Consider the following 13089-nt stretch of genomic DNA (forward strand, 5'->3'; position numbering starts at 1 on the left):
ACGCTCAAGGTTGTGCACGATGTCACGGCTGGACCAGTCGATGGGCTGGCGATTGTTAGACGCTGTCCCTATCCGATGCGCCCTAGCGAGGTGGGCGCGAATAATGCGACCTCATTGTGTTGTCTGGGGACAATGGTGGTTTTGATGCCGTGGCGGGAATGGGCGAGTGGCCGATGTCTCTCTACACGTCTGCTTAAGGTTTTTAGAACAGCCCTGCGATGCTCCGCCCCTCGCGGCTGGTGCTCCTGCAGCAGCACTCTTCCACTCCTCTCCTGAGTCGAGCAAGTGGTCTCGTGTTCGAGAGCGGCTTTAAGGAGCAAAGGAGGCGTGTCAGCTCCTGCATCCTTCGGGCTCGCGCAGGACATTGATCAGGCGTTTGCGGTCGGACACGTTGTCGGACTGTCGACTGTGTCGGACATGAGACACACAGCGTGATAGATCATTTCTCCTTTGGCACAAGACATGCGGGGCTATTCGCAAACGCGTTGCGGCACGGACCGAGGAAACAATCACCCATGATCACCGCTCGGCCGATATGCGGTCTCCGCCGTGAAAACCGGGCATCCCGAGCCGGCAGGCGGGCGGGAGGCCCGGTCTTTTTCTTGCAGCGGGGGGCGGACTTCTGTGAACTTGCGACAAGAAGCGTCGGCCGGACAATTTGCAGCGGGGGCGTTTCTTCCGCCATGGCGCCAATGCCGAAGTGGTGCGCCAGTGATTCAGACCAACATGGGACCGTCATAGGTGCTCGGTGTGTGGAGCCTCGGGTGCAGGGTTGGCATCGAGAGTTGAGACCGCAGAAGAGCGCGACGACAAGGTTTCAGACAGTTCCAGGGGCATTAGATGCGGATCGACAACGTATCACCGGGAAGTGGATCGGCGGTGAGCCTGTGCGGGTGCGACGGCGTGATAACGCCGGGTTGCTCGCGTCGGCCGTACATCCGCCCCTCGCTTCGGGACCCCAGGCGGACTCGTTCGAGAGGATGCAAGTAGCCTCCCTTCGCTTCGGCGGGTCCTAACGGAACTGCTGGCCGACTATACGAAGGGCGCTGGTCGAACATCACGATGCAACGATACTGGAGGTAAGGTTCAACATGCGGCTGCACACCATTTGGCCGCTGCGCTGCGGATTGTGCGCCCTACCGGGCGTACGAAGGGGAGGGGCAACGCGGGTCGGCTCGGTCAAGCACAATGCGATAGCCGGCCGCCGGTTCGAGAGCTGGGCGCCATTCGAAGCGGATCTGGACCGGTGGACGCGCGGGTTGCCGATCGGCGTGCGCATAGCGCCTGACCGGAATGAGCGGGAGTCGATCCTGATCACCGGATGGGGCAGTGCGTTTGGCGGTCCTGTGGTGGCAACGTCGATCCTTCATCGCTTGCTCAATTGTTCCATAGTGATCCCATCCGCAGTGACAGCTACCGGCTTCGTGAAAGCGTTGTTCCGGCCGATTGCAAAAGCCCGGAACGACGCTCGACACCAATTAAACTGCAAACCAATGAGAGGGTGACCGTGAAAGGACAAGAGGAGGCGCCCTTCATCCTCGACGGACGTCCCTTCTCCTATGCTGGGCGAAGGGTACTGAATGTTCAAGTCAAGAGGGAACTCAAAATGAAGAGTGCGTTAAGTTTGGTTGTGCCGTCTCCCTGTTGCTTTGACCCGGTTCGCTCCCCGCTGACACAGCAGTTCAGAGCGGGGCGCAACTCGCAATTTCCAAACCGATTGGAAGGTCAGTTCAGAGTGGCCGTAAAAAACGTCAGCCGAGGACGACACCAATGAACGGCGCCGAGTTGCTTGTATCTGCACTTGAGAACGAGAACGTTCGGCAAATCTTCGGGGTTCCCGGGGAAGAGAATCTCGACCTTGTTGAAGCACTACGGCATTCCTCGATCAAACTGGTGGTGACGCGTCACGAACAGGCGGCATCGTTCATGGCGGCTACGCATGGGCGGCTTACTGGAAAGCCCGGAGTCTGTCTGGCTACGCTCGGTCCCGGCGCGCTGAACCTCACGACGGGCGCAGCCTACGCCCTGCTCGGCGCGATGCCCATGATCATGATCACCGGACAGAAGTGCATACGGGGCCGGACCCAGGCGCGGTTCCAGATTGTGGACATGGTCTCGACCATGACGCCGCTGACCAAGATGGCGCGTCAGATTGTCGACCCAGCGACAATTCCGACCATTGTGAGCGAAGCGTTTCGGGTAGCGCAACAGGAGCGGCCAGGGCCGGTCCATCTCGAACTCCCGGAAGATGTTGCAGCCGAGAAACTGCCCGTGGTTCCGCCGATGGTGGCGCCCCATCCTATCAACCCGCCCGTTGCGGCCAAGGAGGCGTTGGACCGTGCGGCAGAGCACATCCTTAAGGCCGAGCGGCCGCTGATGATGCTAGGTGCAGCCGCAAACAGACCGCGCCTTGCTGCGGAGCTGTCGGACTTTGTGAGGCGCCTGCAGATTCCGTTCTTCAACACGCAAATGGGTAAAGGCGCAGTATCGGGGGGGGCCCGACTGTACATGGGCACGGCCGCTTTATCGGAGCGGGATTACGTGCACCGGGCAATCGATCGCGCCGATCTCGTGATCTCGATCGGCCATGACACCGTTGAAAAACCGCCTTTTCTGATGAAGCCGGAAGGGCCAGCTGTGCTCCATGTGGGTTATCTGCCGGCGACGGTCGACGAGGTATTCTTCGCACATACCGAGGTGGTGGGCGATATCGGGCCGAGCCTGAGATCGCTTGCCGACCGCCTCGAGGGCAGGCTGCCCAACGCCGGTGCGCTGCTCGGGCTGCGTGATGGGATCCTGACCAGGATCGCCGACCGGGCGAAGGAAAGCCGCTATCCCCTAACGCCACAGCGAATCGTGCACGACGTGCGTCAGGTTATGCCTGAGGACGGAATCGTCTGCCTCGACAACGGAATGTACAAGATTTGGTTCGCTCGCAACTACCGCACCCGGGTAGCTAACACGCTTCTCCTCGATAATGCGCTCGCCACCATGGGCGCAGGGCTGCCTTCAGCGATCGTGGCCGCGATGCTCTGTCCGGAACGTCGCGTTCTAGCTATATGCGGCGACGGCGGCTTCATGATGAACTCGCAGGAACTGGAGACGGCGATCCGCCTCGGACATCGTCTCGTCGTGCTCATCCTACAGGACGACGCTTATGGGATGATCCGTTGGAAACAGGCCGCAAATAGCTACAGCGATTTCGGCATGACCTTCGGCAATCCCGATTTTGTCGCTTACGCCGAGGCCTACGGCATCGAAGGCAGACGAATCGAAGGCCCCAACGACCTTGCGCCGACGCTCGAAGCGGCATTTGCGGCGGGCGGTATCCATCTTATCAGCACGCCGGTGGACTATTCGGAAAACATGCGGGTCCTGGTCGACGAGTTATCCAGTCAGAAAGACATCTGAATGCATTCTGATTGGTTCGTTGTCCTCAAGGTGCTCCTGCACTTTTTCGGACGTCCACGGGACGGTAGTTTCTCTTCGCGCTGGCGCTTGGGCCGCCACATGACGGGAGCAGGAGCGAGACGTCTCGATCTGGTTCACGACCTTGCGAACTTTGGTTCGGCAGGTTCAGGACTCTCTTCTAGCAGGCCGTTGAAGAAGTGTCTCGTTTGGCCTTGAGGATTGCCTCGTCGCCGTTGTGATAAACGAAGGTGATCTCGATGGAGCCGTCGCCGAGCAGTTCAGCATGGCCGTCGCCTGTGACCTCGTCCATTTCGTCGAATCCGACCCATGCGAAGAAGACCATCGACGGGCCGTAGCCGAGTTCGAGGGATGCCTGCATGGCGCCCAAGGCGATCTCGCCGTGGTTGCCAGCGCAGATGGTGATCGTGGCGGGTTCATCGAGGTCGAGATAATCGCGATCCCACAGATCGGCCTCGACGATGCGCCAGCGGCCGATCAGTTGGCAGCCTGCGGGCGTGGTCATATCGGCACAACAAACAACTTCGGCAGCCGCACCAGATTGTAGGCGGCGGCCGCGAAGGTAAAGGCCCAGCCGACGCGGTCGCGGCCACGGAACCGGGATTTGTCCTGTCCGGCGACCGTCTTGATCCAGCCGAACGCCTCTTCGATCCGCTTTCTGATCCGCTGGCTGACGACAAAGCCGCCATGGCGCGTGGTGCTCCCGTCAATTGCCGAACGACGGCCGCTCGTGTTCTGCGCCACATGCGGCGTCACCTTCATCGAGCGCAGTTCGTTGACGAAGTCTTCCGCATCATAAGCCTTGTCGGCGCCGAGCGTGATGGCCCGCGGCCGGTCCGCATGCGGCTCGATCATGTGCAGTGCCGCCACCCGCTCGGCATGGCCGTTGGCCAATGTCAGGCAGGCGTCGACCAAAAGGCCGTGGCGGTTTTCCATCAACCCGTGTCCCATGAAGCACAGCTTCGCCTCCTTTCCTTTCCCCTTCTTCTAGAGCCTGGCATCGGGATCGGTGGTCGAGGCATGCGTCTCGTTCGTCCGCTTCTGGCCATGGAAATCGGCTTCCGCATTGCGGCCGCCGCCATTTTCCGGCGGCTCGCCCGGCCCATCCCTCGGCTTGACACTCTTCATCGATGCCCAGGCCTCAATGAGAGTGCCGTCGACCGAGAAGTGATCGCTCGAGAGAAGCTTTTTCACTCTGGGCTGCGCCAGCACCGCGCCTAAGAACTTCGCCGCGATGTCGCCTTCCAGCAGCCGGTCCCGGTTCTTCGAAAGCACTGAGTGATCCCACGCCGCATATCGACGCCGATGCCGACAAACCAGCGGAACAGGAGATCGTATTCCAGCCGCTCCATCAGAAGCCGTTCCGAACGGATCGAATAGAACGCCTGCAGAGGCATCGCCCGCAACAACTTCTCCGGCGGGATCGACGGTCGCCCGATCGGCGAGTAAAGCGCCGCAAAATCGTCCGCCAGCGCCAAAAGCGCCTCGTTCACCATATGGCGGATCGTGCGCAACGGATGGTTCTGGCGAACCCGCACCTCCAGATCCACATAGCTGAAAAGGGAGCCGGTCCGATCGTCGTTGCCCCGCATGCGCCATCCTCCGAATCCCTTCGGAGCCAATCGACGGCGAGCGGCTTTTTCAACGGCCTGCTAGATAGCTTCGCCCATTCCTGCCACTGATATTGATCCTGTGGCGATTAGAGCCTTGGCCGTTTCCGTTACGCCGTGTGGCGCGGTTTGAGCAACCGGCGGAGGCGCAGAGCCTTCCATCAGCACAGCGTCGGAGCCGGTTGCGGTGATGATCTTGGCATAGGCTGCCGGGGTCTGGTAGGCGAGCGAGGAATGAGGCCTCGCGGTGTTGAAGTCCTCCCGCCATTCGGCATTGGCGCTGCGGGCGTGGTCGAGGCCGAAGAACAGACTCTCGTTCAAGAGCTCGTCGCGCATGCGGCCGTTGAAAGATTCGACATAACCACTATCCGGCATGTTATTCTCGGTGCCATCGTTTGTTCGGTCGTCAGGTTTCGTTAAGCTTGGCGGATCCGGGCTTGACCAGCGATGGAGGGAACCATGCGTAGTATCGGCATGGACATACATCGCGTAGCCGCCGAGGTTGTGTCTTGCTTGATGGCAAAATCGTCAAGCTCGGCCGCGTTCAAATGCTACGCAACAAGCTCGAGGAGTTCGCCAGAGGGGGACTCACCCACGATGATCATGTAGTGATCGAGGCGACCGGCGATGCGGCGGCGGTCGCTGAAGTGCTGTTCACCCTACGTGGATCGGATCGTAATCGCCATCCCAAGCAGGTGCATATGATCGCGCACGCGAGGTGAAGACTGACACGATCGACGCCACTGTCCTTGCGAAGCTCTACGCCTCGTGCTTTCTACCGGAAATCTGGGTTCCGGATCCGGCGACCCTTGCGCTTCGAAGACTGGTCACCAGGCGCACACAGTTGGTTCGCCAGCGTTCGCGGCTGAAGAACCTGATCCAGTCAATCCTCCACGTCCACCTGATCCCGCCGTGTCCGCATGGGAAGCACATCGCGTGCCGTCGCCACCCGCGCGCAAGCTTGCAATGATCATCTGGCACATGCTGAGCAAAAATGCCGACTATATCTGGGCCCGGCCTGCCTTGCTCGCCCGCAAGTTCAGATCGGTCGAATGCGCGCCGGCCTCCCGACCAGCCATGCCAGGCGCGGCTCCGCGTTCGACTACAACATCCCGGCCAAGCTGGCCGAAGAACGATCCCGAGTCGAAAAGGCAGAAGCTGCCTATGCAGCAGAGACCGCCCGATGGCGAACGAGGCCCGAAAGGCGGAAGGCTGTGAAAAAAGCCGCCGAATGAGAAGAAGGGGCTATTCTACAACATCCGTCTGCATCGGCCTGCCTGGCGCGATGTAGTGCCATTCGATCCCGTGGATCCTTCGACCAGGCGAGGATGGCGTTCGAAGTGAACTCTGTGCCGTGGTCGGAAACGATCATGCCCGGCTTGCCGCGGTGCGCGATCAGTTCCGTCAGTTCACAGGCAACCCGACGGCCGGAAATCGAGGTGTCCGGGATCGCGGCCAGGCATTCGCGAGTCACGTCATCGACGACGTTGAGCACGCGGAAGCGCCGGCCACAGGCGAACTGATCATGCACGAAGTCCAGCGACCAGCGCATTCGGCTTTGCCTCGACCAGGCACCCACGTGCCGACGGCTCGCCGTCTTGCCCGGCGCTTGCGCACCGTCAAGCCTTCCTCGCGATAGAGACGGTAGATACGGTTGACCCCAGATGCTTCGCCCTCGCGTCTGAGCAGGATGAACAGCCGCCGGTAACCGAAGCGTCGGCGCTCGTTCGCGAGGTCGCAGCCGACCACGCAGCTCTGTCTCTGGCGGTCGGCGAGACTGGTAGCGGATCATCTTGCGATCGGCGCCGACGAAGGAACAGGCCCGACGCTCCGATAGGCCCATGACGGCCTGCAGATGCGCTACGGCTTCGCGCTTGGCGGCGGGCCCTAACATTTTTTCGACAGAAGCTCGCGCAATGCCGAGGCTTCGAGCATCTGGTCGGTCGAGCAGCTTCTTTAGCTTGGCGTTCTCGTCTTCCAAGGCCTTCAGGCGCTTGGCGTCGGATACCTCCATCCGAGATCATCTGTCAGCTGGCGCTAGCTGCGCGCTCTGGGCAACGGGCTGCAGATTCTATTCGCCAGCAGGGGTCGGAAAAGGCGTGATCGACCAATGGATCAAGTCAACGGCACGCTGAAGTATCGCCTCGGTTCCAGCACGGCTGGGGGAAGCGGCCATGACATATCCGATAGAGTCTCGGTAATCTCCCTTCCTCACGATCGGCGTCTTGGGTTTTGCGTACAACTTAACCTCGGTGACACCTGGTATAGCAGCCGCGCGACCGTCTCCGTCGATCCAATCGAGGATGCCATCGCGATCAGGAAGTAGAGCCCGCCATGCTGCGACATTCGAATGCCGTCTGCGCAAATTCCATTCGTCGCCGATGACAAGCTTGATGTGCTCGCTGATGAGATCGATGCCGTAAGCCAGCTGAACCGAGAGAGGACCCCCGGAAAGACGCGGATTGACTTCAATGACGACTGGGCCACGCTTCGTCCACCGGAGCTCAATGTTCGTTGGCCCCCAGCCAAGGTCGAGAGCCCGCAAACAGCGCAACGAAAGATCGGCGATACGCCTATGCTCGTCATCACTCAGCGGGGCTGGGCAGATGCACTGATGAAAGACGAAATGCGGTGGCGGGCTGAAGTCAGCAGCGGCAATCCCAATGACCTCATTTCCCATTATATGAGTGCAATAATAGGGGCCTTGTGCGAATTCTTCGACCAGGATTGGGGAAGACTGCGTGAGGTCCCCGCCCAACAGATGGTTCGTGTGTTCGGCCACCTCTTCGACATTGCGGCACAAGCGGACACCGATGCTGCCGCTGCCGATGGCTGGCTTAAGAACTACCGGCAGCCCGACCTCCGCTGCAAAGCTTTGAACCTCCGTCGCATTCGCTGCCAAGCGATAAGCAGGCATTGGAACATCGGCCTCCGCGAGGAGCTGACGTTGAGTGTACTTGTCGCAGCATCTTTCAATGGATATGGGGTCCGGCCCCGGCAGATCGAAATGCTGGCAGAGCTTGCCAACTGTCGCAGAGACTGACTCGTCACTGCCCGCAAAGCCCGTAATGCCAGCAATGTCATACCTCACGCTTAACCGGGAACATTCGCGGATCAGCGCATCAAGATTGCCTGAATCGACTTGGATTGCCTCAAGCTTTTCGGCCGCAAGATAATCGTATTGAGTTGGGTCGGCCGACAGGGTAATTGGACGAAGACCAAGACGCTGAGCCGCTTGGACGTACCGCAGGCCTGTATCCCTTGGATGGCCTTCAATCAGGATGAGCGCTCTCTGTTCCATTGGCGATGACCTCCATTGCGTGCTGTGCGGCGGTCTCAGCGTAAACAGGCTTCAGCTTTGTAGCCGTGCGACCCCGGACACGTACTAAGTACCAGCGTCAGCGACCTGCAGTCGCAAAGGTTCTGTAAATTTGTTTGAAGGACCTGTTACACGACTGAATTGGTGGGTTTCTCGGTGGTGTCGCGGCATAGCAGGGCGCCAAGCCCTCGAGCCTGAGCTCGAACCGCGACCGGGACCCCCAATTCCGTCACGTGGATCGGCGCTCCCCATTTTCAGGTGGATCGCAATAGAGCACATGAGCTGACAGAGCGCTTGGTGATGTGTGCTTCACGTGTTTTTTACCGGTTGGGCGTCCGGAATAAGGGGACAGTCTCCTCGATTGCTTCTTCGACCAGCAGGTTTGTGGTATTTGACCGGCTAGGTGCTAAACCGCTGGGCGAGATCGACGCGCGTCGGTACACAGATCGCGCCGTTCGTGAATCCATATGGGTTCGGTCGGCAAATCCATCAGTGATTGTCGGGTCTGTCGCATACCAGTCACGGTGGAGTGCTGCGTGGCTATCAGCTGCACTCTCACTTAAAGCTTTGATCATTAGGCAAAACATCTTTTTGCTGTGGCCCTTTTGCGCAGTTGGCACGACCTTTGAAGCTCAATTGTCGCGAGGCGGCAGGGCTGCCGACCGATCTTCATGCCGTGGGACACCTCGCGTCCCTCGAGGAAAGAAGGAAAACAGATGTCAGATCAGTGCCAGAACGCATTCCGTGGGAAGGCGGGGATCGGCAAATCCACGGCTGCTAGAGTTCGCTCGCTGCTCCTGTCCGCCTTAGGCAGAACCATCTTATTCATTGGCTGCGACCCCGAGGCCAGAGGTCAGTGAGGTGGACAATGGCGGCAGCAGATGCAAAGCGCGGCAGCATTCAGGGAACCAAGCATGATTTTACGGGAGCGTACAACCGCACTTGGCCGCATGCCTATTTTCGCGCGCATCTGGCCCTAGATTATGTGATTTCAGATCGGGCTAAGCCGGTCTTCGAAGGGATATTCGCCAAGTACCGACGCGTTCGAAAAAAGACTAAGCTGAAAATCGTGGACGTCGGTTGTTCCTATGGCATAAACGCTGCGCTACTTCGCACGGACCTCGATCTCGATGATCTGTATGCTGCCTACCTGAAATCCGGAGGATCGCTCTCGGGCCGACAGGAGATCGAGCATCGCGCTTTCTTTCGAGATCGTGGTCTCCGCGATGACATCCAGTTCATCGGCGTGGACCCCTCATTCCGGGCTGTTAAATATGCGCAGAGCATGGGCCTGCTGGAGTCTGGCATCCCGGCAGATTTGGAATCCCGCGATTTGAGCGTTAAGGAACGCTGCGCCCTCGTCGAATCAGACATCATCATCAGCACAGGCTGTGTGGGCTACGCCACCGAGCGAACCTTTGCACGCGTCTATGACGCCTCGGCGACCTCACGCCCGTGGGTCGTCGCCTTCGCAATGCACCCCTTCAGTTACGATAAGATCGCCACGGCTCTTGAGGGCTTCGGGTTGGAAACCAAACTGGCAGCCCAGTTCAGACAGCGCCAGCGCCGCTTCTCCACACGGGCGGAACGGCGGGCAATCCTGAAGGGTATGAGAAAACTCGGTATGGAAGATCACCTAGAGCGCACGACCGGCTATATTTACGCGTCCTGCTACATCTCCGCGCCGCCGGGCGAAGCTGACCTGCGCGCCCATTCGGGTGATCCATGTTGAACGTTAGGGCATGCCTGGTCTTGAGCTACGGTGGCGGGCGAAGCTGATCCGTGTGCGCAGACAAGTCGACGAGACGGGAGCGAGCGGCGCATCGACCCAATGGCTCTCGACATGTGCAGGGCGCTGATTCGACACAAGACACGCCGTACACGGGGGCATGAGTCTGCCGCGTTTGGTAGCTGTAGCCAACATCTACGCCATGCTCCGATACGGACAGCATCGTTACTAACTCGCAATAGCGAGTTGCATTGTCGCGCAGCAGTCCGACTTGGCGTGAGAGGCGAAGCTGATCATTCAGAATTCAAATTGTCGGGTCCACTCACGTCGGGTTGAAGACGTCCATGTTCGCAAGCCGACACGCTGAGGTAAGTATTCCGCCGCTGCTACGCTAACCACATGCGTTCCAGTCTAGTCAGCACAACCTCTTCGTGGCACGCCGATTGCAGGGAGACGGTTGAGACACAGGGTCCCGGCAAGCTGTTCACCTCGATCGGAGAATCCGAGCGACGTATAGCGGGCAACCATCAAAGGAGTGGATTATGCGAGTAGCAGTCGTGTGGAATCATGATCATACGGGCGTGATCAACCGGTTCGGTAACCCTTGTCAGGAAGAATACGGTCGCAAGATGCTCGAAAACATCGTGGGGGCGCTGCAAGGGAGAGGCCACGAGACGCTGCTGTGCGAAGGGGACAAAGGGCTGCTCGCTACGCTCGAGCGGTTCATGCCACCCGATCCGCAAGCCCGGCCCTCCGGAATGGTCTTCAACATGGCCGCTGGAATCCAAGGCGATTCTCGTCTCACCCACGTTCCAGCCATGCTCGAGATGGCCGGCGTCCCGTACACTGGATCGAGCCCGCTCGGGCATGGGCTGGCGCTTGACAAGGTTATTACCAAAAGGCTCATTCGCGATCGCGGTGTCCCAACTCCGAACTTCCGCGTGATGCGACGCGGCACCGAGAGTACTGGCGACCTGCGATACCCAGTGGTAGTGAAGCCGCGACACGAATCCCTCAGCTGCGGATTGCAGCTCGTACATGAACCTGCACAGTTGCGGCAAGCCGTGGAAGTGATCGTCACGCAATATGCACAGGATGCCCTCGTGGAAGAATACATCGACGGGCGGGAAATATACGTCGCGCTACTCGGAAACAAAGAACCGGAGGTGTTGCCTCTAGTGGAGCAGGACTTCGGCGACCGCGAATCGCGAATTGTGAGTTGGGAAGACAAGCAGCACATGGCAGTCGCGGCGCCGCAGGCTATCTGCCCGGCGCGGATCGATAGTAAGCTTGCGACGGCCCTGCGGGATATTTCGGTTGCGGCCTTTCGTGCCTGCCAATGCCGGGACTACGCCCGCGTTGACCTCCGGATCGACCGTTCCGGCCGGCCGTTTGTCCTGGAGATCAACTCCATGCCGGCGCTCGGGACGAACAGCTTTTATCCCCTGGTCGCGAGGGCCGCCGGATATAGCTTCTCAAGCTTAATCAATCGCATGCTCGATGTTGCCTACACGCGGTATTTCGGAGTCGGTATTCCCCAAAGCTGACGCACGTCGATTTTCCACCTGGATACTGCCGCGTCTGCCATTGAGCAGCTACACTCGGGATCGTGCCAACTGGTACGGCCGGCATGAAGGACCAGTGGACTTGGGGACCAAACCGGCACGGGCGGTCCGACTGACCGCCCGCCCACTGCACGGGCACAGGCGCCGATGGCGAAGGCGACATATACAAGCCGGCGCAGGTCGCCACATGCTCAAATCGGACCCCACACTATGTTCGGCGTCGTCGCCTGCGCCACAACAGTGGCAGAGGCGATCCGCCGAGCAATACAACATAGTCATGTCTGGACGGCGCCCGCCGATCAAGGGTTTGTTTTCGGCAATGGGACGTTCGCGGGTGCGGTCATGTCTCCGGCCTGTTGTTGCAGTACTGTGACCGCTGGCCCTGATGGTGTCCGCTGATCCATTGGCCTGATCAAGAGAACGAGCTCGAAGCTCCGACTACGTTGCAGGCTTCGGGATATGTCCTCGTCTGTTCCCATCACGGTCATTGTCACCCTCGATTCTGGACCGCGGCCTCAGCCGTTTTTCCGTTACGCCGGCGTGGCGGCATAGCGTGCGTCATTACGCATGAGCGCGAAGGCGAGCGGGCGAGCTTGTTGGCGGTCGCCACGGCGACAAGCTTGAACGGCTTGGTCTCTAATCGCTGCAACGTTTGCGATGGAAGAGGACCGCGTGAGCGCAGACAACGAGCAGCTTGCGCAGATACCGGTTTCCCATCTTGGAAACTCGCCCCAGGCCGCTCCTTGCCGCCTGATGAACTTTGCCGGGGCATTAGCCCGAGGAAGGCCGCGAACACACTCGGGCCCGAGAAGGCGGAGATATCCTGGATACTTGCGGCAAGCGCAGAGGCGGTGACGGACCGATGCCAGGAACGCTCATCAGACGGCGCGCGGTCCCATCGGCTCTGGCGAGAGCCAGAATGGCCTGATCGCTTTGTCCGATCTCATGATCGAGTTCGTTCAGCCGACGCACGACAGGCAAAAGCGCGGAGCCGGTGCTCCTTCAGATGAGTGCTCGACAGCAGCCATCTTGGCACGCCTCTCACGAGAATGATGCAGTTGCGGGCGCCGTCCACCCCATCAGCGAGCGTGAGGAGTTTGTGCCTCCGAATTGTTCGGAAACCGGCACACCAGGGTACAAGTATTCCGCTGACGTGCGAAGCACATGCAGTTGCCCCTTCTCGTACACAACGTTTTAGGTGGCACGCGGATTGCATGGGAGATGGTACACTCGGCCGAACCGACCTGTCGAAGCCGGACTGGCGTTAGCAAAGCACGCCTCCCGCGGTGGGCAAAACAGCCGAAGCCCTGTCGCGAAACAAGCGGATATATTGGAGTATCTCAGTGCGGGCCATATCTGAACTCGCCGAGTTCGTTAGCAGCTACCCAGGAAGTGCACTGCCTGCGGCGACACGGCGTACAATCTCGTTGCTCATAT

Annotated in this window: 6 protein-coding genes and 4 pseudogenes; 4 read left to right on the forward strand and 6 right to left on the reverse strand. The window is 59.7% G+C overall.

Features of this window, described 5'->3' with window-relative positions:
- Window positions 1–1770 precede the first annotated feature (1770 nt).
- Entirely contained in the window at window positions 1771–3411 is a 1641-nt protein-coding gene (locus tag EN846_RS31145; protein WP_127283846.1) for an acetolactate synthase large subunit, read from the forward strand.
- A 178-nt stretch (window positions 3412–3589) separates the two neighbouring features.
- Here EN846_RS31145 and EN846_RS31150 read toward each other — a convergent pair whose 3' ends face one another.
- The 3 genes and pseudogenes from EN846_RS31150 to EN846_RS31160 form a co-directional block, all read right to left on the reverse strand.
- Window positions 3590–3934 carry a hypothetical protein gene (locus tag EN846_RS31150; protein ID WP_127283845.1) on the reverse strand — a complete coding sequence of 115 codons (345 nt, stop codon included), beginning with the start codon at window positions 3932–3934 and terminating at the stop codon, window positions 3590–3592.
- Window positions 3931–5021: pseudogene (locus EN846_RS31155) on the reverse strand (IS5 family transposase). Before EN846_RS31155 ends, EN846_RS31150 begins: the two are co-directional and overlap by 4 nt.
- Before the next feature lie 60 nt (window positions 5022–5081).
- Window positions 5082–5405, reverse strand: a pseudogene (locus EN846_RS31160) (transposase); the annotation flags it as partial.
- A gap of 93 nt (window positions 5406–5498) precedes the next feature.
- On the opposite strand from EN846_RS31160, the pseudogene EN846_RS36155 reads away from it, so the two are divergent.
- A pseudogene (locus EN846_RS36155) lies at window positions 5499–6205 on the forward strand (transposase); the annotation flags it as partial.
- Window positions 6206–6302: 97 nt separating this feature from the next.
- Here the strand turns inward: EN846_RS36155 and EN846_RS31170 are convergent.
- Both EN846_RS31170 and EN846_RS31175 read right to left on the reverse strand, forming a co-directional pair.
- Window positions 6303–7053 (reverse strand): annotated as a pseudogene (locus EN846_RS31170) (DDE-type integrase/transposase/recombinase); the annotation flags it as partial.
- 57 nt (window positions 7054–7110) lie between these two features.
- The gene (locus tag EN846_RS31175; protein ID WP_135899052.1) at window positions 7111–8340 is read right to left on the reverse strand and encodes an acetyl-CoA carboxylase biotin carboxylase subunit family protein; all 1230 of its coding nucleotides are present in this window, start codon (window positions 8338–8340) and stop codon (window positions 7111–7113) included.
- An 886-nt stretch (window positions 8341–9226) separates the two neighbouring features.
- Here EN846_RS31175 and EN846_RS31185 point away from each other — a divergent pair.
- The gene (locus EN846_RS31185) at window positions 9227–10090 is read left to right on the forward strand and encodes a hypothetical protein (RefSeq protein ID WP_127241859.1); all 864 of its coding nucleotides are present in this window, start codon (window positions 9227–9229) and stop codon (window positions 10088–10090) included.
- Window positions 10091–10629: 539 nt separating this feature from the next.
- On the forward strand, window positions 10630–11634 hold the full coding sequence (locus EN846_RS31190) for an ATP-grasp domain-containing protein (RefSeq protein WP_127241858.1): 1005 nt from the start codon (window positions 10630–10632) through the stop codon (window positions 11632–11634).
- Between the two features lie 508 nt (window positions 11635–12142).
- Here the strand turns inward: EN846_RS31190 and EN846_RS36580 are convergent.
- Window positions 12143–12481 carry a transposase gene (locus EN846_RS36580; protein ID WP_348630846.1) on the reverse strand — a complete coding sequence of 113 codons (339 nt, stop codon included), beginning with the start codon at window positions 12479–12481 and terminating at the stop codon, window positions 12143–12145.
- Between the last annotated feature and the right edge of the window lie 608 nt (window positions 12482–13089).

It is taken from the genome of Mesorhizobium sp. M4B.F.Ca.ET.203.01.1.1, from assembly GCF_004791025.1.
Taxonomy (GTDB): Bacteria; Pseudomonadota; Alphaproteobacteria; order Rhizobiales; family Rhizobiaceae; genus Mesorhizobium; species Mesorhizobium abyssinicae.